Source organism: Leclercia sp. 29361, from assembly GCF_011290365.1.
Lineage (GTDB): Bacteria > Pseudomonadota > Gammaproteobacteria > Enterobacterales > Enterobacteriaceae > Enterobacter > Enterobacter tamurae.
In genome coordinates this window covers 4233354-4255477 of record NZ_CP049786.1, presented here as the reverse complement: position 1 = coordinate 4255477, position 22124 = coordinate 4233354, and the positions used below count along the sequence as shown (strand labels likewise).

At 59.3% G+C, this 22124-nt stretch carries 12 protein-coding genes and 1 pseudogene; 9 read left to right on the top strand and 4 right to left on the bottom strand.

Translation table 11 applies throughout. The features are described from left to right. Positions 1 to 11 precede the first annotated feature (11 nt). Positions 12 to 899 carry a 3-hydroxy-5-phosphonooxypentane-2,4-dione thiolase gene (gene lsrF, locus G7090_RS20290; protein WP_166184137.1) on the top strand — a complete coding sequence of 296 codons (888 nt, stop codon included), beginning with the start codon at positions 12 to 14 and terminating at the stop codon, positions 897 to 899. Next, positions 896 to 1189, top strand: coding sequence for a (4S)-4-hydroxy-5-phosphonooxypentane-2,3-dione isomerase (lsrG, locus tag G7090_RS20285; RefSeq protein WP_166184135.1), 294 nt, complete (start codon positions 896 to 898; stop codon positions 1187 to 1189). The genes lsrF and lsrG overlap by 4 nt, the downstream gene beginning before the upstream one ends. Positions 1190 to 1276: 87 nt before the next feature. Here lsrG and ygjG read toward each other — a convergent pair whose 3' ends face one another. Next, the gene (ygjG, locus tag G7090_RS20280) at positions 1277 to 2656 is read right to left on the bottom strand and encodes a putrescine aminotransferase (RefSeq protein ID WP_181247302.1); all 1380 of its coding nucleotides are present in this window, start codon (positions 2654 to 2656) and stop codon (positions 1277 to 1279) included. Positions 2657 to 3086: 430 nt separating this feature from the next. On the opposite strand from ygjG, the gene G7090_RS20275 reads away from it, so the two are divergent. Both G7090_RS20275 and G7090_RS20270 read left to right on the top strand, forming a co-directional pair. After that, positions 3087 to 4607, top strand: coding sequence for a PAS domain-containing methyl-accepting chemotaxis protein (locus G7090_RS20275; protein WP_166184133.1), 1521 nt, complete (start codon positions 3087 to 3089; stop codon positions 4605 to 4607). Between the two features lie 326 nt (positions 4608 to 4933). Continuing rightward, on the top strand, positions 4934 to 6493 hold the full coding sequence (locus G7090_RS20270) for a methyl-accepting chemotaxis protein (protein ID WP_166184131.1): 1560 nt from the start codon (positions 4934 to 4936) through the stop codon (positions 6491 to 6493). On the opposite strand, the gene G7090_RS20265 is transcribed toward G7090_RS20270, so the two are convergent. Continuing rightward, positions 6490 to 6984 (bottom strand): PadR family transcriptional regulator, encoded by a 495-nt coding sequence (locus tag G7090_RS20265; protein ID WP_166184129.1) that lies wholly within the window; start codon positions 6982 to 6984, stop codon positions 6490 to 6492. The two genes, G7090_RS20270 and G7090_RS20265, sit on opposite strands and share 4 nt — an antisense overlap. A gap of 148 nt (positions 6985 to 7132) precedes the next feature. On the opposite strand from G7090_RS20265, the gene G7090_RS20260 reads away from it, so the two are divergent. Then, the gene (locus tag G7090_RS20260) at positions 7133 to 7897 is read left to right on the top strand and encodes a siderophore-interacting protein (protein WP_166184127.1); all 765 of its coding nucleotides are present in this window, start codon (positions 7133 to 7135) and stop codon (positions 7895 to 7897) included. On the opposite strand, the gene G7090_RS20255 is transcribed toward G7090_RS20260, so the two are convergent. Then, positions 7898 to 9067, bottom strand: a complete 1170-nt coding sequence (locus tag G7090_RS20255; RefSeq protein WP_166184125.1) for a DNA repair protein — start codon at positions 9065 to 9067, stop codon at positions 7898 to 7900. A gap of 292 nt (positions 9068 to 9359) precedes the next feature. Here G7090_RS20255 and G7090_RS20250 point away from each other — a divergent pair, with 292 nt between their 5' ends. The 3 genes from G7090_RS20250 to G7090_RS20240 are packed head-to-tail and all read left to right on the top strand — an operon-like array spanning position 9360 to position 20530. Next, on the top strand, positions 9360 to 11027 hold the full coding sequence (locus tag G7090_RS20250; protein ID WP_166184123.1) for a ShlB/FhaC/HecB family hemolysin secretion/activation protein: 1668 nt from the start codon (positions 9360 to 9362) through the stop codon (positions 11025 to 11027). 12 nt (positions 11028 to 11039) lie between these two features. Beyond that, on the top strand, positions 11040 to 20177 hold the full coding sequence (locus tag G7090_RS20245; protein ID WP_166184120.1) for a hemagglutinin repeat-containing protein: 9138 nt from the start codon (positions 11040 to 11042) through the stop codon (positions 20175 to 20177). Beyond that, the gene (locus G7090_RS20240; protein ID WP_166184118.1) at positions 20177 to 20530 is read left to right on the top strand and encodes a hypothetical protein; all 354 of its coding nucleotides are present in this window, start codon (positions 20177 to 20179) and stop codon (positions 20528 to 20530) included. The genes G7090_RS20245 and G7090_RS20240 overlap by 1 nt, the downstream gene beginning before the upstream one ends. 37 nt (positions 20531 to 20567) lie before the next feature. Here G7090_RS20240 and G7090_RS20235 read toward each other — a convergent pair whose 3' ends face one another. Next, complete coding sequence (locus tag G7090_RS20235) at positions 20568 to 20705, bottom strand: SymE family type I addiction module toxin (RefSeq protein ID WP_166184116.1); 138 nt, start codon at positions 20703 to 20705, stop codon at positions 20568 to 20570. A gap of 62 nt (positions 20706 to 20767) precedes the next feature. On the opposite strand from G7090_RS20235, the pseudogene G7090_RS23860 reads away from it, so the two are divergent. Continuing rightward, positions 20768 to 21935, top strand: a pseudogene (locus G7090_RS23860) (VENN motif pre-toxin domain-containing protein); the annotation flags it as partial. Between the last annotated feature and the right edge of the window lie 189 nt (positions 21936 to 22124).

The following is a 22124-nucleotide window of genomic DNA, read 5'->3' as shown; positions in this document are numbered from 1 at the left end:
CAGGGGGGAACATGGCTGATTTAGACGACATCAAAGAAGGTAAGAACTTTGGCATCGACCGACCGCAGCAGAACGTGCCTTTTACCCTGAAGGGGTGCGGGGCGCTGGACTGGGGAATGCAGTCGCGGCTGGCGCGGATCTTCAATCCCGCCAGCAACCGCACGGTGATGCTGGCCTTCGATCATGGTTATTTCCAGGGGCCGACCACCGGGCTGGAGCGCATCGATCTCTCCATTGCGCCGCTGTTTGCCGAAACCGACGTGCTGATGTGTACCCGCGGTATTCTCCGCAGCACCGTGCCGCCCGCCACCAACAAACCGGTGCTGCTGCGCGCCTCCGGGGGAAACTCAATGCTCGGCGAGCTCTCCAACGAGTGCGTGGCGGTGGCGATGGAAGATGCCCTGCGCCTGAACGTCTGCGCGGTGGCGGCGCAGGTCTATATCGGCAGCGAGTATGAACACCAGTCGATCAATAACATCATCAAGCTGGTGGATGCGGGCAATCGTTACGGCATCCCGACCCTGGCGGTGACCGGGGTCGGCAAGGAGATGGCCCGGGATGCGCGCTACTTCTCGCTTGCCAGCCGCATCGCCGCCGAGATGGGAGCCCAGTTCGTCAAAACCTATTTTGTCGAAGAAGGATTCGAGAAAGTGACCGCCAGCTGCCCGGTGCCGATTGTTATCGCCGGGGGCAAAAAACTGCCGGAACACGAGGCGCTGGAGATGTGTTTCCGCGCCATCGACCAGGGCGCGTCAGGTGTCGATATGGGGCGGAACATCTTCCAGTCCAGCGCGCCGCTGGCGATGCTGAAGGCGGTGAAGAAGGTGGTGCATGAGAAGATGAGCGCCCGCGAGGCGTACCAGTTCTGGCAGGAGGAAAAACAAGGAGAAGGGCAATGAACGTGACCTTAGTGGAGATCAACATCAAACCGGACAGGGTGGACGAGTTTCTGGAGGTGTTTCGCGCCAACCACGAAGGGGCGATCCAGGAGCCGGGCAACCTGCGGTTCGACGTGCTGCAGGACCCGCGGGTGAAAACCCGGTTCTTTATCTATGAGGCGTACAAGGATGAGGAGGCGGTGCAGGCCCACAAGCAGACCCCGCACTATCTGGCGTGCGTGGAGAAGCTTGAGGACCTGATGTCGGAGCCGCGTAAAAAACGCTGTTTTGTTGGGTTGATGCCGGCGTAAAAAACGCCCGGTGGCGCTGCGCTTACCGGGCCTACAAACTTCTGCGGATCGTGTAGGCCGGGCAAGCATCGCGCCGCCCGGCGTGTTTTACGCTTCGGTCACACTCACCCGCAGTGCCGCCAGCGCCATCCGGGCGGCTTTCAGCACCAGCTCACACTGCTCGATGGTCAGCGTCAGCGGCGGTTCAATGCGGATGGTCTTCGAGTTGTTGAGCGTTCCCGCCACCAGCACCCGCTGGCGGAACATCTCGCTCGCGAAGCTGTAGCCGGTTTCGTTATCGACAAACTCAATCGCCATCAGCATCCCTTTGCCGCGCGCATCCTGTACCAGGTCCGGGTATTCACGCCCGAGCTGGCGGAAGCCATCCAGCAGCATGTCGCCTTTCTGCTCCGCCTGAGCGGGCAGGTTCTGCTCCAGCAGCACGTTGATGGTGGCCAGCGCGGCGGCACAGGCCAGGGGGTTACCCCCAAAGGTAGTGGTATGCAGGAAAGGATTGTCGAACAGCACCGAGAACACCTCCTCGGTGGCGACGGTAGCACCAATCGGCATCACGCCGCCGCCCAGCGCTTTGGCCAGGCACAGGATGTCCGGCTGCACGTTCTCGTGCTCGCAGGCAAACATCTTGCCGGTACGCCCCATCCCGGTCTGCACTTCATCCAGGATCAGCAGCGCGCCAAACTCATCGCACAGCTTACGTACCGCCGGCAGATAGCCCACTGGCGGCAGGATCACCCCGCCTTCGCCCTGGATGGGCTCGAGGATCACCGCCGCCACGTCGTCGCCGGTTTTACGGCATTCCGACAGCGCGGAGCGCATGGCGTTGATGTCGCCGAACGGCACATGGCGGAAGCCCGGCAGCAGCGGCATAAACGGCTTACGGAAGGCAGATTTCGCCGTGGCAGAGAGGGCACCTAACGACTTGCCGTGGAAGGCGCCGCTGGTGGCAATAAAGGTGAATTTCCCGCGCGGCGACTGGTACGCTTTGGCGAGTTTGATCGCCGCTTCGACCGATTCCGTGCCGCTGTTACAGAAGAAACTGTATTTGAGTTTCCCCGGCGTCAGAGCCGCCAGCGTTTTTGCCAGCATCGCCCGCAGGGGATCCAGCAGTTCCTGGCTATGAAGGGGTTGTTTTGCAAGCTGATTTTGTACGGCGGAAACCACAACTGGATTACGGTGCCCCACGTTGAAAATACCAAATCCACCCAGGCAATCTACAAACTCCTGTCCCTGGGTGTCGACAAGCGTATTAAGACTTCCCGCCTGCCACTCTACGGCTCCGTAATCCCCGCCTGCTGTTACCGATTTTCTGTATTCCAAAAACCCGGGATTCACATGCTCTTTGAAGTAATCAATCACCTCGCGGTTAAGTTGTTTCATCTCCTCATGATCAAGCGTTCGCTTCTCAATGAGATTCAGTGCGTGCGCGGTACAGGCAAGAGCCGATGCGCTGGAGGGTAACCTGTTCAAGATGTGCTCCCGGGAATGGCGTATCACATGATACTGGATTAAGTATTGCAGGCTTTGCGCCACTTCCGGTGAGGGGACAAAAATCGGGATAAACGCCAGGTTAAAATAATGTTACACAATATTTAATCATGCGAAACGCAATTCCGGCGGCAACGCATCGGGATTTTCCCACAGCAGAATGCGCGTTTGCAGTGCATTCGCCCTGTTTTAGTGCGATCGGTTGCCGGGCGGGCGGAGGGGGCGATCCTCCTTTGGGAGTAGTTTCGGTGCGAAATCATTTAATATCAATAGATTATAAAAACACACAAAAAATGCGGTTTAGTCCCGTTTTGCGATCTCGAGCATGTTTAACAACTAAAGATAAATTCGTTAACGCCGAAAAAACGTTACGCCCAAAAAATAACATTCAAGTAACCTGCAAGGGATGCCTATGTCGCCTCAACAATTTGTCACACAGTGTGAATACCCACTGAAAGATGACACCACTCTGATGTCCACCACCGATCTGCACAGCTACATTACCCAGGCCAATGACACCTTTGTCCAGGTGAGTGGTTACTCCCTGGGCGAGCTGGTAGGTCAGCCGCACAATCTCGTTCGCCACCCCGATATGCCCAAAGCCGCCTTTGCCGACATGTGGTACACCCTGCAGCAGGGTGAGCCCTGGAGCGGCATCGTGAAAAACCTGCGTAAAAATGGCGATCACTACTGGGTACGCGCTAACGCCGTGCCGATGGTGCGCAACGGCCAGACCACCGGGTACATGTCCATCCGCGTGAAAGCCACGCCGGAGGAGATTGCCGCCGTCGAACCTTTATATAAAGCACTCAACGAAGGCCGCAGTAAAAAGCGGGTGCACAAAGGGCTGGTGGTGGCGAAAGGCTGGACCGGCAAACTGCCCGCGATGCCGCTGCGCTGGCGGGTACGCAGCGTGATGGCCGCGCTGTACCTGGTGCTGGCGGGCGCGCTGTTCGCCACCGGGGCGAGCTGGGCAGCAATGGGGGGCAGCGCGCTGGTGATGCTGCTGGGAACCCTGCTGTTTGAGCAGCAGATTGTGCGCCCGGTCGAGAACGTGGCCCGTCAGGCGCTGAAGGTGGCGACAGGCGAACGCAACAGCGTTGAGCATCTTAACCGCAGCGACGAACTGGGGCTGACCCTGCGCGCGGTCGGGCAGCTCGGCCTGATGTGCCGCTGGCTGATCAATGATGTCTCCAGCCAGGTCATCAACGTGCGCGACGGCAGCGACCAGCTGGCGAAGGGGAATGACGACCTCAACGATCGCACCCATCAGACGGTGTCGAACGTGAAGCAGACCGTGGAGACCATGAACCAGCTGGCGATGACGGTGCAGAACAACACCCGCACCGCCGTGGACGCCGATAAGCTCTCCATCGCCGCCAGCGACGCCGCCACGCAGGGCGGACACGCGATGCAGACCGTGGTCAACACCATGGATGAAATTGCCGACAGTACCCAGCGTATCGGCTCGATCACCAAGCTGATTAACGATATCGCTTTCCAGACCAACATCCTGGCGCTGAACGCGGCAGTGGAAGCGGCAAGGGCGGGCGAGCAGGGGAAAGGCTTTGCGGTAGTGGCCGGGGAAGTGCGCCATCTGGCCAGCCGCAGCGCCAGTGCCGCCAACGATATCCGCAAGCTGATCGACGCCAGCGCCAGCAAGGTGATGTCCGGTTCCGAGCAGGTGCATGCCGCCGGACGCACCATGGATGACATTGTGGAGAAGGTGCAGAACGTCACCCGGCTGATCGCCGAGATCAGCCAGTCTACGTCCGAGCAGGCCTCCGGCCTGTCGGAGCTGACCCGCGCGGTAGCCGAACTGGATTCCATCACCCAGAAAAACGCGGCGCTGGTCGAAACCAGCGCCCAGGTCTCGGCGATGGTGAAGCACCGGGCTAAACGTCTGGAAGATGCCGTTACCGTGCTCCATTGAGTCAGTAAGGTTCCGAAAAGGCCGTTTGCTCCTGACAGGGTGAACGGCTTTATTTGTGATTATTTTTATCGGTTACTGTTAATGTAATATTAAATAACTAAATAAACCGCTTCAGTTAATTATCCCTGCCTAAGTCAGTTTTCCCCGATGCTCTGTCAAAAACACCTCTCTGGTGGTTACGTAACGATCGATGAGACGAAATTAATAGCCTGCGCCTATCCATTGCTTGGTTTGTTTAATAAAAAAGCGATCAAACTCATAAAGTTAGCGTGAAAGTTACCGATAACGCTGATCGTCTGATAAATGATCACAATGATGGAGTAAATATGTTCTTACATGATGTAAAGATCGGCACAAAATTATTTCTGGCGTTTGGGTTCTTTATTGTCCTGATGGGGATAAGTGCGAGTTTATCTCTGTTGAGCCTTAACCGGGCGAATAACGGGATGCAATCCATTATCAGCAACGATTATCCGACAACGGTAAAAGCGAACCAGTTAATCGAAAACTTCCAGGAATTTATTAGCACCCAACAGCTGATGTTGCTGGACGACCAGGGCCAGTACCGGGAGCAGTCAGAGCAGAAGCTGAAGACCATCAGCGAGCGCATTACACTGATCCTCGGCGATCTGAACAACGCCCTGCAGGACAAGGCGTCCCAGCAGGTGCTGACCGATATTCGCGGCGTGCGCCAGCAATATCTCGACTCCCGCTATCGGATCCTGCAGGCGGTGCAGAGCAACGATCGGGCGGGTGCGATTCAGGAGATGATGACCAACACCCTCAGCCTGCAGCAGGCCTATAAGGCAAAAGTGCAGGAGCTGATTACCATTCAGAATAAGCAGATGCAACGCGCATGCGTGGAGGTGGACGGCGACTTCAGAAGCAACCGTCTGCTGCTGATCCTGATCACCCTGTTCAGCGTGGCGGTGGGCAGCCTGATGGGATGGTTTATCGTGCGTTCAATTACCCGTCCGCTGGGCCAGGCGGTCGATTTTGCCCGGTCGATTGCCGATGGCGATCTCACCGGGAGCATTGCCTCCCACGGTAAAGACGAAACCGGTCAGCTGCTTACTGCGCTGATGGAGATGAAAAACCGTCTGCTGGAGATTGTGCAGCAGGTGCAGTTCGGTTCGGAAAATATCTCCACCGCGGCGGCGCAGATTGTGGCGGGCAACCAGGACCTGGCGGCGCGAACCGAAGAGCAGGCCAGCTCGGTGGAACAAACGGCGGCATCGATGGAGCAGATCACCGCGACGGTAAAAAACACCGCGTCACATACCGGTGAAGCCACCAGTCTCTCCGCGGATGCGGCCAAAGTGGTGAAAAACAACGGCGAGATGATGAAGCAGGTCACCAGCAAAATGCGCCTGATTAACGAAACCTCCAACCGGATGTCCGACATCATCAACCTGATCGACTCCATCGCTTTCCAGACCAATATTCTGGCGCTGAACGCGGCGGTAGAGGCGGCACGCGCGGGTGAACACGGCCGCGGCTTTGCGGTAGTGGCCGGTGAAGTTCGCCAGCTGGCGCAGAAAAGCGCCACCTCGGCCAGTGAAATTCGCCAGCTGATTGAAAGCTCAACCAGCCAGACCCAGGACGGGATGGCGCTGGTGGAAAAAGCCAGCGGGCTGATTAACGGCATGGTGGGTAACGTCGAGGAGATGGATGTGATCCTGCGCGAGATCCGCCAGGCCAGCCATGAGCAGACGGAAGGGATCTCGCAGATCAACAGCGCGATTGGCCTGATTGACTCCACCACTCAACAGAACTCCGCTCTGGTGGAGGAGTCTGTTGCGGCGGCCTCATCCCTGAACGAGCAGGCGCTGAACCTGAAAGATCTGGTGAAAGTGTTCCGCGTGCGCGGGGAAGTTACTGCTTAATCCAGCTGATTGATCTCCAGCGACGCGCGGTCAATAACTGCAATAATCTGTTTCAGCTGCGCGTCGCTCAATCCTTCCTGATTGACCTTCAAATCCAGCACCGCTTTAAAATTGTCGATAGCCCGCTTCATCTGCGGGTTTTTACGCAGCTGGAAACCTACACAGCGTGCTTTGATGCGCGCCTGAATGTTCTCAAGCTGCTCCAGGTTCTCATCCAGCCAGCGCTGCCCGGCTACGGTGATGGCAATCTGTTTGCGCCCGTTCTCTTCTTCGGTGATGGTGATAAATGCCTGATCCTGCAAAAAATCCAGCGTCGGATAGATCACTCCGGGGCTCGGCGTATAGTTTCCCTGGGTCATGCTTTCAATATCTTTAATCAGCTCATAACCGTGGCTGGCATTGCGGGCCAGGAGGTCCAGAATCACCAGCCTTAACTCACCGTGACCAAAAAAGCGCTGACGGCGTCCGCCGCCTTCGTGTGCCTGTCGCATAGGATTTTCCTTTAATTTGATATATCTAATTTATATCTAAAGCAGTTTTAGATGCAATCTAAAACATCTTGCATTTTTTCTTATTAGCAATCATTATCATTTAACTTTCAATTTCGATATATCGATTTCACTTTCACGAAGGCAAATTATGACCACAACCCGCTACCCCCAACGTGTCCGTAACGACCTGCGCTTTCGCGAGCTGAACGTGCTCCGCGTGGAGCGCGTCAGCGCCGGTTTTCAGCGCATCGTGTTAGGCGGCGAGGCGCTGGAGGGCTTCAGCTCCCGCGGCTTCGACGACCATTCCAAAGTCTTTTTCCCGGAAAAGGGCACCACCTTTGTACCGCCAATGGTGACAGACGAGGGCGTGGACTGGGGTGACGGCGTGCGTCCGCAGGCGCGGGATTACACCCCGCTGTACGATGCGGCCCGTCATGAGCTGGCGCTCGATTTCTTTATCCACGACGGTGGGGTGGCAAGCAGCTGGGCGGTGGACGCTAAGCCGGGGGACACCCTCTCCATCGGCGGCCCGCGCGGTTCGCTGGTGGTGCCGGAAGATTACGCCTGGCAGCTGTACGTCTGCGATGAGTCGGGCATGCCCGCCCTGCGTCGCCGTCTGGAAGCTCTGCGTGCACTGCCGGTGCGCCCGGAGGTTCACGCCGTGGTCACCGTGGCTGATGCCGCCTGTCAGGACTATCTGGCCCACTTAAGCGAGTTCAATATCAGCTGGGTGGTGGGGCATAACGAGCAGGCGGTGGCGGATCGTCTGGCGACGCTCAGCGTGCCGGCAGAGGATTACTTCATCTGGCTGACCGGGGAAGGGAAGGTGGTGAAAAACCTGAGTCGCCTGTTTGAAACCGACGCTATCGATCAGAAGCTGGTGCGTGCCAGTGCGTACTGGCACGCCAAATAATCAGGCCACGTCGTCGAGCTGCGCTTCGCTGACCTGATGTTCGAGAGAGGCGCGCACCTCGTGCAAGGCTCTCTCCTGCTGGGCAAAGTACGCTTCCATATTGCTCAGCGAGGAGACCAGCAGCCAGGACTCCTCTTTCTCCAGCTCCGCCAGCTCGCTCACCAGGGTGTCGATCTGCTCCCGGACCTGGGCCATCTTTTTGCGGATACGGGTCAGGTCATTGAGCCTGTCGCTGGCCATCAGCGGCTCCAGCCCCTGATGCAGACGGGCCACCAGGGAGCGGATCGCCTTCACGTCGCCGCGCTGCTTCGCCTGGTTCAGCTGCACCATCATGGCGTTGGCCTCTTCCTTCAGATCGTCCGCCACCAGATCCGGGTGGCAGAGCTTGCTTGCCTGACGCCAGAGCCGTTTTAACTCGTTCTGATCCTCTTCGGAGAGGTCCTGGCCCTTGCGCAGGCGGATTTCCGCTTCATGCTGCTGCTCGCGGTATTTTTCATATTCTTCATTGGCCTCGTCCCGCGCCTGGCGGGCAGGCTCCTCTTCGCGGGTCAGGCCCGTTTCCAGCTCCTGGGCTTCGGCCAGCAGATTGGCGATGAGGTTGCTTTGCTGCTGCAGATGCTTACGCGCCGCGGCGGCCTGCACCGAGTCGGCGGGCAGATCGCGCCAGTGCTGGGTCAGGGTGGTCAGCACCTCTACCGCCTGGGCAACATACTGCTGGCAGCGGCGATAGTCCGCCTCCCGACGGCGCGTCTCTGCCTGCTGGCGGCGCAGGTTGAGCTCCGCCAGGGTTTTGCGCAGGGCGAGGATCTGGCTCATCAGCGGGCCGAGGCGGGTGAGGTAGATATCGTTAAATTCATCCAGCTGCTGCACGCGGGCGTTACGCCTGTCGATAAGATCGCGCAGGCGCTCTTCCAGCGCTTTCAGCTCCAGCTTACTGGCGGCCAGCTGCGGATCGCGCCACGTGGTGACGGCACGCTGGCTTTGCAGCCAGTGGGTAATGGCCGCCATCGCCCCGGTGTAGTTTTTCTGCTCAAGCGCCACGACGATCGCCAGCAGCTCCTCGTCAAAGGCTTCGTTTTTTAACCGTGCCAGCTGGCTCTTGATGATGTCGTCATCTTCCAGCTCGATGGCATTTTTAATGATTTCCAGCCGTTTGATCGGTGTGCTCATGATGCTTTTCGCTTTGGCGCTTAAGTATTTGAGTTAAGGATAGTTGTCAGGAAAACAACAGGGAATAATACACATGTCTGATGAATGGCGCGACGGGGGAATGCGTTAATTTTGCGCCAAGTAATCCGGCTGCGGGATTTCAATAAATTCCTGGAACAGTGGAAAAGTCCGAAAAGTGCATGGATGGGCGTTTACTCATATTTACAGAGTTTACTTTTTGACATAATTTGCCCCTTTTTTGTACGCCGGTCCGAAAACGGACAAAAGGCAGGGGGATGTTGTGAAGGTAAGGATGACCAGGTTAATCGGGCTTTTCGTGGGTATTATTTTGTGGCCGATCGGCAGTGCCCACGCAGCGCTCCTGTCGCCCGCCGACCGTAGTGCCGTCCAGCAACAGCAACAGCTGCTGCTGGATCAAAACCAGCGCCAGCGCGACGAGCTGGAGCGCAGCACGGTTCTTCCCCGGACGCCTTCCTCTCCTGCACTTTCTGCCCCTGACGGCCCCTGTTTTGTGATCTCCCGGATTGTGCTCGAGGGTGCCACCGCCATGCCAGATGTTGCCCAAAGCCGTCTGACTGCCCCCTGGCGCAATCAGTGCCTCGATATGGCCGCTCTCAACGACCTGACCCACGCGGTCTCCGACTGGTATATCAGCCGGGGTTATATCACCAGCCGCGCCTTTCTGACCGAGCAGGATCTGACCCACGGCACGCTGCATATCGCGGTGCTGGAAGGTAAGCTCCAGCAAATTCAGCTGGAGGGGGTACCGGAACGCACGCTGAAGATGGCTTTTCCGGGACGGGTGGGCAAGATCCTCAACCTGCGCGACATCGAACAGGGGATGGAGCAGCTGAACCGGGTTCGTCAGACGCCGGTTCAGATTGAGATCCTGCCCGGCGACCGCCAGGGATACTCCATCGTTAACCTCACCGCCGCCCCGGAATTCCCGCTTACCGGCTCGCTCAGCTTTGATAACAGCGGGCAAAAGAGCACCGGCACCGGCCAGCTCAGCGGGGTGCTTATCGGCAATAACCTGCTGGGGATCGCCGATAAATGGTTTATCAGCGGCGGGCGCAGCAGTGATTTTTCCAGCAGCAAGGATGCGCAGAATTTTGCCGCAGGCGTCAGCGTGCCCTATGGCTATGGCCTGCTCGATTACAGCTACAGCTGGAGCAACTATCTCAGCACCATCGATAACAACGGCTATCACTGGCGCTCGACCGGCGACAACGAAACCCACCGGCTGAACGGCTCCTGGGTGCTGTTCCGCAACGGCGATATCAAGACCAGCGCCGCGGTGGGCCTGACCCACCGCATCAACCATAACTATCTCGACGATGTCCTGCTCGCCACCAGCAGCCGGAAGCTCTCCAGTTTTTCGCTGGGCATTAACCACACGCAAAAAATCGCGAGCGGCGTGGCGACCTTCAACCCGGCCTTCACCCAGGGCGTGCCGTGGCTGGGGGCCGAGGATGATAACGACAAGCACGGCGATGTGCCAAAAGCGGAGTTTCGCAAGTGGAGCGTCAACGGCAGCTATCAGCAACCGCTTACCGACAGGCTGTGGTGGCTCTCCAGCGTCTATTTCCAGTGGTCACCCGATCGTCTGTACGGCAGCGAACGCTTAACCCTCGGGGGCGAGACTTCGGTGCGCGGCTTCAAAGAGCAGTATCTCTCCGGCGATAACGGCGGCTACTGGCGTAACGAACTCAACGCATCGCTCTTCACCCTGCCGTGGATCGGGCAGATCGGTGCCCTGGCGGCACTGGACGGCGGCTGGCTGAAAAAAGACGGTTTCGACCGTTACGCCTCCGGCACCCTGTGGGGGGCGGCCGTCGGGCTGACCAGCGTTAACCGGCTGTTCTCCAGCCAGTTCACCGTCGGGACGCCGCTGGACTACCCGGACTGGCTGGGGCCGGATCATCTGAATATTTATTACCGCGTGTCGGTGGCATTTTAAGGGACAGGGACGATGAAAAAGGAACAGGTAAGTTTATCCCGGCGCGTACTGAGCACCTTACTGAGCGTGCTGCTCGCGACGCAGCCGCTGCTTCCTGCCGTGGCGGCAAACCTTACGCCGACCGGCACTACCCAACTGGATAAAGCCGCCAACGGCGTGCCGGTGGTCAATATCGCCCCGCCGAATGCCGCGGGCATTTCGCACAATAAATATCAGGATTACAACGTCGGCAAAGAGGGGCTGATCCTCAACAATGCCACCGGCCAGGCTAATCAGACCCAGCTCGGCGGGCTTATTCATAACAACCCCAACCTGACGGCGGGCAGGGAGGCGGCGGGGATTATCAACGAAGTCACCGGCACTAACCGCTCTCAGCTGCAGGGCTATACCGAAGTGGCGGGCAAAGCCGCCAACGTCATCGTCGCCAACCCTTACGGCATCACCTGTAACGGCTGCGGGTTTATCAATACCCCCAACGCGACGCTGACCACCGGCAAGCCGGTACTCGACGCCAACGGCCGGTTACAGTCGCTGGACGTCAGCAAAGGCAGCATCCTGATTGAAGGCCAGGGCCTGGACGGCAGCCAGAGCGATGCGGTGTCGATCATCGCCCGCGCCACCGACGTGAATGCCCAACTGCATGCCAAATCATTGACGGTGGTGGCGGGGGCCAACCGGGTGGCGGCCGACGGCAGTATCAGCCCGATCCCCGGTGAAGGCGACGCCCCGAAAGTGGCGGTCGATACCGGGGCGCTGGGTGGGATGTACGCCAACCGTATTCACCTGGTCTCCAGCGAGAAAGGGGTGGGCGTCAATCTGGGCAATCTCAATGCCCGCGACGGGGATATTTCGCTGGATGCCAGCGGAAAACTGACGCTGAAAAACAGCCTGGCCAGCGGTGCCATTACCGCGAAGGGTGAAAGCCTGGCCCTGAGCGGGGATCACAAAGCCGGGGGCAACATCACCCTGAACAGCCAGAGCGATCTGGCGCTGCAGGAGGGTTCGCTGAACAGCGACCGTGACCTGGTGCTGAATGCCAGCGGCACGCTCTCGCACAGCAAGGCCAAACTGACCGCCGGGCGGGATGTCTCCCTTACGGCGCAACAGATCTCCCAGGATGCTGGCAGCCAAACGGATGCCGCACAGCATATCAGTGTGAATGCCCGGGACGGCGCCACGCTCGATGGACGCATGACGGCCGGGCAAAACCTGGCGGTGGCCGCCGACGCCCTGACGCATAACGGCCAGCTGGTGGCGGGAAATGGGCTGTCGCTTAATGCTGCCCGTCAGACGCTTAACGGCGCGATAAACGCGACCGGCGATCTCAGCGTGGCAGGACAGCAGGTTACCACCACCGGGGCCGCGCAGATTCAGGGCCGTAACCTGAGCATAAGCGCCAGACAGGCAGATCTGAAAGGAACCCAGGCGGCGAAAGAGGCTCTGACGGTCAACGCCAGTGAGACTCTGGCGCACAGCGGCAAAAGCAGCGCGAACACGATGACCCTCAGCGCACCGCAGCTGGACAACAGCGGCGTGGCGATCGCGTCGGCACTTAATACGCAGTCACAGAAGCTCACTAACAGCGGGCTGTTGCAGGGGGATTCGTCCCTGCGGCTGGATACCCGGGAGCTGGACAACCAGCAAAACGGGACGCTCTACAGCGCAGCAAGGCTGACTCTCTCCATTCCGACGATTGGCAACAGCGGTCGGATTATCAGCGACGGATCGCTGGTGGTTGCGGCCAACACCCTCAACGGTGCGGGGCTGTTGCAGGGCACCGAAGGGCTGACCCTTAGCGGAGATACGCTGGCCCAGGGGACGGCGGGGCGCTGGCTGACCGCCGGTACGCTGGATATCACCGCCGGGCAGCTCACCACCGCAGGCACCCTCCAGGGGCAACATCTCAGCGTTGATGCAGGCGACTGGCGGCATTCTGGCTCTGCGCTTGCTACGGGCGATTTTGACGCCCGCGCAACCGGCTCCCTGCTGAACAACGGCGACCTGATGAGTCAGGGCAAGCTGACCTTTAACGTACCGCAGCTCACCAACAACGGTAACCTGCTCGCTGCGGGTGACATGCTCCTGACCGGCACCCTGAATAACCGGGGCGACCTGCTGAGTCAGCAGACCCTGACGGTTAACGCCCGGGAGATCACCAACAGCGGTCGGCTGCAGGGGCAGAACATCGCCCTGGCAGGCACAAATTTGACCAACAGCGGCGCCATCCAGAGTGCGTTGGATCTGGCCCTGACGTTAAGCGGTGACATGGCTACCGTCACCGGCAGCAAAATAACCGCCCTGGGCCATGCCCGACTCAGTGGGAAAAACCTCGACAACCAGGGGCTGCTGAGCGCGAAAAACCTCACTATCGACGGCGACTCGCTCAGCAACGGCGGGGAGATCAGCGGCGTCAACGGACTTAACCTGCACCTGACGGGCAACCTGAAGCAGCAGGGGAAAATGCTGAGTGGGGCAGGCCTGACCGTTCGGGCGGACGACATCAGCAACAGCGGCCAGATGCAGGGGGATAACACCCAGCTTGATGCCCGCACGCTTAACAACGATGGACGTCTGCAGGGCGACAGCGGCCTGACGCTCACGCTGCTGGAGGCGTTGACCAACCAGACCAACGGCATCATTCTCAGCCAGAATGCACTCGCTGTGACCGCCCCGGTGCTGAACAATAACGGCACGATTCAGGGGAATGGTCCTTCCACGCTCAGTGGCGCCACGCAGGTGCAAAATAACGGCAACATCCTCTCCGGCGATGAGCTGAAGCTGACCACCGCTGACTACAGCGGGGCAGGCTGGCTGCAGGCGACGAACCTGCTAATGAATGCGGCAAAACTCGCTAACAGCGGCACCATGATAGCGGCCCGCGAGGCCACCTTTACCGGCAACAGCCTGACCAACGCCGGGACCCTGCAGGCGGCACAGCTGACCGTGAACGCGCAGACGCTGACCAACAGCGGCACCCTGCTGGGGAACAACAGCCTGACGCTGACCAGCGACAAAATCAGCAACGACAATGGCAACCTGTTCAGCGGGGGCGACCTGCTGACTGAAGCGACGTCCCTCAGCGGTATCGGCCAGATTGTGGCCCTCGGCAACCTGACGCTGAAGCTGGCGAACAGCTGGACAGCGCAGGGCGTGGTGGCAGCAAATAACCAGCTAACCGTTATCAGCCAGGGCGACATCGTCAACCAGAGCACCCTGCAGGGCAACGGCATCACGCTGAACGCCGCGGGCAAGGTGACCAATAATGGCCTGATTACTGCAGGAGGCGGCACGACCTCGCTTTCCGGCAGTGAGATTGCCATGAACAGCAACGGCTCGCTGCAGGCCGGCGGCGATGTCAGCCTGACCAGCCAGGGCGATATTACCCTTGATGGCTTTACCGGCACCGCTGGCAATATGGCGCTCACCGCCGCCGGGTCGGTGATCAATACCGCGCTGCTGTATGCCGGAAATAATCTGTCGCTGTTTGCGGATCGTATTGCGAACCTGCGGGGCGATATGCTGGCAGGCAATGACCTGGTAATGCAGAAGGATGCTTCCGGGGCGGCGAACACCGAAATCATCAACACGTCGGGGAATATCGAAACCACAAACGGCGATATCATCCTTCGGACCGGGCATCTACTGAATACGCGTGATGGCCTGACTGCCACGACCACAACCACCCAAAATCCTTCATCCATTTCCGGGTTAGGGAATGCGACGATCGATATCGATATTTCTCAGCTGCCTGAAGGAAGTTACGGGAAATATATTGCAGTCTACCCTTTTGAAAACTGTACCGGGGCTGTAAACACCCACTGTTCTATATATAAAGGCCGCACCTCCTGGGGCATGCGAGCCGATCAGAACGAGCAAAAATTTGCCCTCAACCAGACGATTACCTCCGTTTCAGCTACTGGCGGTGCAGCTGGTATTCGCTCTGGCAACGATCTGTCCATTAACGCCGATCATCTTGAGAACAATGCCAGTGCGATCCTCGCCTCCGGTGATATTTTCCTGACGGGTAATACGCTCTCCAACCAGTCATGGCAGAACGCCACGACATCGGATTACTGGAAATATACCTATCAGGGAACAGCGGGTTATGCAGACCCTGATAGCATCATCACCTTCACAAGTGAGCAAGATCATATCGGGACAGTGACTCTGCCCGATCCTGTTTGGGATAAAATTCGTTTTACGCTGGATGGTAAAAGCACGGAAACGGTACTCGGTGATATCTACCGCGCGGTCATTCAGGCTGGCGGCACTGTTCAAGCCGTGTTCGACAACAATATTGGCAACACCAACACCACGTCAAATGCCGGGCGCATCAGCAATACCCTTGTTGCGCCGGACCTGAATACCCCATCAGCACAAAGCATCGCGGGTGGCGCGAATCAGCAGACGCTGGGTGATGCCGACACGATGGCGATCACCGCGCCAGACTGGCAGAACACCGATCAAGGTCAGACCATCGCCGACGGCACAACGCTCGTACCTGGCGGCATCGACGGCACCTATCCTCTTCCTTCCGGCAATAACGGCTACTTTGTCACCTCCACCGATCCGGACAGCCCGTACCTGATCAACGTCAACCCAAAACTCGACGGGCTGGGACAGCTCGATCCTTCGTTGTTTGGCGACCTGTGGAAACTACTCGGCGTTAATCCGGGTACCGCTCCGCGTGAAACGGCCACTCAATACACGGACACCAGTCAGTTCCTGGGGTCGTCGTACATGCTTGATCGCCTTGGGCTGAAGCCGGATCGCGATTACCGCTTCCTCGGCGATGCCGCATTTGATACGCGGTACGTCAGCAACTACGTGCTGAACCAGACCGGAACACGCTATATCAACGGTCTGGGGTCCGACCTCGACCAGATGCGCTACCTGATGGACAGTGCCGCTGGCGCAGAGACCTCGCTGGGGCTGAAGTTCGGGGTGGCGCTGACGGCAGACCAGATAGCCGCCCTCGACCACAGTATTCTGTGGTGGGAAGCCGCCACCGTTAACGGCCAGACCGTGATGGTGCCGAAGGTGTACCTCTCTCCGAAGGACGCCAGGGTGCAGAGCGGCAGCGTGATTAGCGGGAGTAACGTACAGCTGGTGGGCGGTAACGTCACCAACAGCGGAAGCACGCTGCTGGCGCAGAAGGGCCTGTCTGTCGACAGCAGCAACAGCATCAGCAACCTGAACGCCGGACTGCTCAGCGCAGGCGGCGGACTCAATCTGAGCTCGCTGGGTGATATCAACAATATCGGCTCCACCATCAGCGGTAAAACCGTGGGGCTGGAGAGCGTTACGGGCAGCATTAACAACGTCACCCAAACGCAGACGTGGGATGTGGACGCGGGCCGCGTGCGCTTAAGCGGTACGGATGTGGGCGTCACCTCGTCCATCACCGCAACGGACGGGCTGGCGATGCGCGCCGGGCAGGATATCAACATTACCGGAGCGAACGTGGCGGCGGGCGGTAGCCTCGGCATGGCGGCCGGTAACGATATCAATATCACCGCCAACGAGATTACACAGAGTGAGCGCCGTTCGCCGCGCAACAGCGCAACAACAGAGACGGCTTCCGTTACGCAGCAGCGCAGCACCCTGACGGCGGGGGACGATCTCACCCTGCTGGCGGGGAACGATCTCAATGCCCGCGCCGCAGCCATTGCTGCCGAAGGGGATGTTGGCATCCAGGCCGGTCGCGATCTGAACCTGCTGGCAGAAGCCACGTCTGAAAGCACCAGCAGCAAAGCGAAGAAGAAAACCGCCATCGATGAGTCCGTGCGTCAGCAGGGGACGGAGATCGCCAGCGGCGGCAACGCGACCCTCATCGCCGGGCGCGACATGAATGCGCAGGCCGCAGAGGTGACGGCGCAGGGCGATATCGGCGTGGCGGCGGGTCGGGATGTCAACCTGACCACCGCGACCGAGAGCGACTATCGCTACCGCGAGAAAACCAAAACCAGCAGCGGGTTCCTCAGTAAAAAGACCACCCACACCATCAACGAAGACAGCGCCACGCGGGAGAAAGGCTCCCTGCTGAGCGGCGATAACGTGACGGTGCAGGCCGGAAATAACCTGCTGGTGAAAGGCTCGGCAGTGGCCGGTGACGGCGACGTGGCGTTATCGGCAGGTAACAACGTCGACATCGTGGCGGCCACCAACACCGACACCTCCTGGCGCTTTAAGGAGACCAAAAAGTCCGGCCTGATGGGCACCGGCGGGATTGGCTTCACCATCGGCAGCAGCAAGTCCACCCACGACCTGCGGGAGCAGGGCACCACCCAGAGCGGGAGCTTCAGCACCGTCGGCTCGACGGGCGGCGACGTCAGCATCTCGGCGGGGAAACAGGCCCACATCGGCGGGGCGGATATCATCGCGCAGAAGGATATTGCGGTTCGCGGTGACAGCGTGGTAATCGAGCCGGGCCACGATAAACGCACCCGCGATGAGAAGTATGAGCAGAAGAGCAGCGGCCTGACGGTGGCGCTGTCGGGCATGGCGGGGAGCGCGCTGAACAGCGCGGTCACGACGGCGCAAAGCGCGAAGCAGAGCAGCGATTCGCGTCTGGCCGCCCTGAAGGGGACACAGGCGGCGCTCTCCGGCGTGCAGGCCGGGCAGGCGGTGGCGCTGGACCAGGCGAGGGGGACCTCTGACAGCGGTAACACCAACACCGTAGGTATCAGCGCGTCGCTGGGTTCGCAGTCGTCTAAATCCTCATCGCATATGCAGAGTGAGACCACCACGGGCAGCACCCTCAACGCGGGCAGCAACGTTACCCTCAGGGCCACCGGGAGCGACATCACCGTGGCGGGCAGCCAGATCAAGGCCGGTCAGGATGTGACGCTGGATGCGGCCCGGGACGTGAACCTGCTGGCCTCGCAGGATACGCAGCAGACGTCGGGTAAAAACAGCAGCAGCGGGGGCAGCATCGGCGTCGGGCTGGGGGTGGGTTCCGGTGGGGCGGGGTTCAGCATCTCCGCGAACGCCAACAGCAGCAAAGGGCACGAGAAGGGCAACGGGGTCTGGCAGAACGAGACCACGGTGGATGCGGGTAATCAGCTCACGATTAACAGCGGGCGCGATACCACGCTGGCCGGCGCCCAGGTGAGCGGCGAAACCGTGGTGGCGGATATCGGGCGCAACCTGACGATAACCAGCCTGCAGGACAGCGACCACTACGACAGCAGGCAGCACAGCGTCAGCGGCGGCGTGGGGTACACTTTCGGGGCGGGCGGTTTCTCCGGCAGCATCAGCGCCAGCCGGGACAAAATGTCCAGCGACTACGACTCGGTCCAGGAGCAGAGCGGGATTTTTGCCGGGAAGGGCGGCTTTGACGTGACCGTGGGCAACCACACGCAGCTCGACGGCGGGGTGATCGCCTCGACGGCGGATGCGGACAGGAACCGCCTCGACACCGGCACGCTGGGCTTCAGCGATATCCACAACCGGGCAGAGTTTGAGACCGGACATCAGGGGGCGGGGATCAGCTCCGGGGGCAGCATTGGCAGCCAGTTTGCCGGGAACATGGCGAACGGCCTGCTGGCCGGAGGCGGCAACAGCGGCGATGCACAGGGCACCACCCGGGCGGCGGTGAGCGAAGGGACGCTGACCGTCCGTGACACAGCGAACCAGCAGCAGGATGTGGCAAACCTGAGCCGGGATACGGCGCATGCGAACGGCAGCATCAGCCCGATATTTGACAAGGAGAAGGAGCAGCGACGTCTCCAGGAAGTGCAGCTGATTGGTGAGATTGGCAGCCAGGCCATGGATATCGCCCGGACGCAGGGAGAGCTGGCCGGGCGGGCAGCAGCGAAAGATCCGCAGGCACTGGAGGAGGCCCGTCAGCAGCTGATCACGGAAGGGGTACCGGTTACGGATAAAGCCGTGGCAGACCGGGCCTACGGGAACGCGATGGCGCAGTACGGAACGGGCAGCACACTGCAGCGGGGTATCCAGGCGGCCACGGCAGCGCTGTCGGGGCTGGCAGGCGGGGATATCGCCGGGGCGCTGGCGGGGGCCTCAGCCCCTGAGCTGGCGCATATGCTGAAAGCCACCGAGGGTAATACGGCGGTTAACACTATTGCCCATGCCATTCTGGGCGGCGCGGTGGCGGCCATCCAGGGTAACAGCGCGGCGGCAGGTGCCGCAGGCGCGGCCACGGGCGAGCTGGCGGCGAAGGCGATAGCGGGGATGCTCTATCCTGACGTGACCGACCTGTCGAAGCTGAGCGAGGAGCAGAAGCAGACGGTCAGCGCCCTGGCGACGATTTCGGCGGGGATGGCCGGAGGGCTTGCGGGGGACAGCACGGGGTCTGCGGTTGCCGGGGGGCAGGCCGGGAAGAATGCGGTTGAGAATAACTCGCTGAGTGGTGACCAGGCCCGTGCAGCGGCGAAACAGGCTGCTGAATCCCTGAAAAATCAGGTCAGGGAAAAGCTGGGTGAAGGTACAACGTCTGCCATCGCGAACGCCATTATCAATGGCCTTGCTGATACCGGTGATGCAGCGTTAGGCTCTGCGGACTACGCAGCTGATGCGGCCATGGCACTGGCGTCCTGTGCTGCGGGCGACAGCTACTGCAGCAAGGCCATGAGCGACCTGGCCGGGAAAAATCAGGCGGTGGCGGATACGGTCACTGCCCTGATGCAGGGAGAAACCTGGTCTGCAATTGCGGATATGGTTACACAGGCGGCTGGCGGAAATCAGGCTGCGCTGGAAGCCACGGGCGGGTTGCTGGCAGGGATTATATTGCCGGGCAAGAAAATACCAGGAAATAATATAATTGCTGTTGAAAATGGAACAAAAGCAATTATTGATTCCAGAAAGTTTGACTATCTCTTTGGTAATGTTAAAAGCAGTGAACATAACGCAGATCGTTCTACTCAACTAGCGCAAACAATGAACCGCTTGGGGTTAGAAACTAATGACAAAGGGGCAAGTGCCCTTACCGAACATTTTAAACAAGTAGTGAATACAAAAGGGAACGTTGTAGAAACTTATACTAAAGGAAATCAATCGTTTGAGGTGAGGGAGTCTCTACTTTTTGGCCCTTCAGGGAAGGCTGCAAAGTTAGAAACTGCTTTTGAGATCATGCCTGATGGTTCTCGCAGATTTGTCACTACCATTCCTAAAGATGGGAAAAAATAATGTTCATTAAATCATTTCCAGATGAAATAGAATTGTTAGGGTTTTTTGAATCTGAACCTATGGAAATTAGTGAGGTTGATGATTTACATTTTGCATATCAAACCAAGGATGATAGTGGTTTAGAGATAACTTTCTCATTCTGTGTAATAGGTGGTTGGATAAAGGCTGTTATCTCTTTTCATGGAAAGCAAATATCTTGTCATACGCTTGAAAATATTACTGAAATTAAATTGCAGAAAGATATCTTAGGTGAATATCTTTACTCGGAAATCATAACCACTGAACTTATTACGAAAGTTATGATACGTGTACAGCCATATATATCAATAAGTAGTAGCTCTTTGGTTAGGTAAAAAGATCCCGGCCTCTGCGCCGGGATCTTTTTACCCGTCAGCCCTTAACCGGCTCGATCACCGGTCTTCTCTGCTCAACGCTGACCATGACCGGTGTGTCGGTGCTGAATCCCGCTTCTGCCAGCCAGTTACCGTTCAGTCGCAGGCAGGGGCTGAATGAATACCAGATGGTCATGCAGATACAGGCTCTTTAACAGCTTTGGGAAAAATGGAACGCGGGGCATAAAACCGCGTATCGGGCGTGGGGTCACCTTCGGCAGCATGACCGGCTCGGGCTATGTCAGCGCCAGCCAGGACAAAATGAACAGCACCTTTGATTCGGTGCAGGAGCAGACCGGGCTGTATGCCGGTGACGGTGGTTTCGACATCACGGTCGGCCGCCACACACAGCTGGACGGGGCCGCGATAGCCTCCACCGCTGACGCGGGTAAAAACCGCCTGGATACGGGCAGCCTGGGCTTCAGCGATATCCATAACGAAGCCGACTATAAGGTCAGCCACAGCGGCATCAGCATGAGCGGCGGCGGTGACTTCGGCGGCGACCAGTTCAAGGGCAATATGCCGGGCGGGATGATAGTCGCGGGCGGCAGCAGCGGCCACGCGGAAGGCACCACCCGGGCGGCGGTGAGCGAGGGGACCATCACCGTCCGCGACCAGGCAAACCAGCAGCAGGACGTGGCGGACCTGAGCCGGGACACGGAGCATGCGAACGGCAGCATCAGCCCGATCTTCGACAAGGAGAAAGAGCAGAAGCGGCTGCAGATGGTGGGCCAGATCGGCGAGATTGGCAGCCAGGCCATGGACATCGCCAGGACGCAGGGAGAGCTGGCTGGCCGGGCAGCGGCTAAAGATCCGCAGGCGCTGGATGAAGCCCGCCAGCAGCTGGCCCGGGAAGGTAAACCGGTGACGGATAAAGCCGTGGCAGACCGGGCCTACGGGAACGCGATGGCGCAGTACGGCACCGGCAGCCCGATCCAGCGGGGTATCCAGGCGGCCACGGCCGCGCTGTCGGGGCTGGCAGGCGGGAATATGGCCGGGGCGCTGGCAGGTGCCGCGGCTCCGGAGCTGGCGTATGCCATCGGTCATAAGTCGGGTCTCAGTGAGGATGACGTCGCGGGCAAAGCCATTGCCCACGCCATTCTGGGAGGCGCGGTAGCAGCCCTGCAGGGGAACAGTGCGGCGGCAGGAGCCGCAGGCGCGGCCACGGGCGAACTGGCGGCGAAAGCGATAGCGGGCGTGCTGTATCCTGGCGTGACCGACCTGTCGAAGCTGAGCGAGGAGCAGAAGCAGACGGTCAGCGCCCTGGCGACGATTTCGGCGGGGATGGCCGGAGGACTGGCGGGGAACAGCACGGGGTCTGCGGTTGCGGGCGCGGGGGCCGGGAAGAATGCAGCGGAGAATAACTCGCTGGGTCCTGAAAGCTTCGGCAAAGGTCTTGCTGACTCGGCTAAGGCTGCAACCTCCTGGGTTAAGTATGCGCAGGACAACAATCTCTCGCCGGAGCAGGTGCAGGCCGGATTACAGGATATTGTGCGGGGTGATTTGCCGGAAAGTGCGGATATTATCAAAGCCATCCTGAGTAACAATCCAGGCT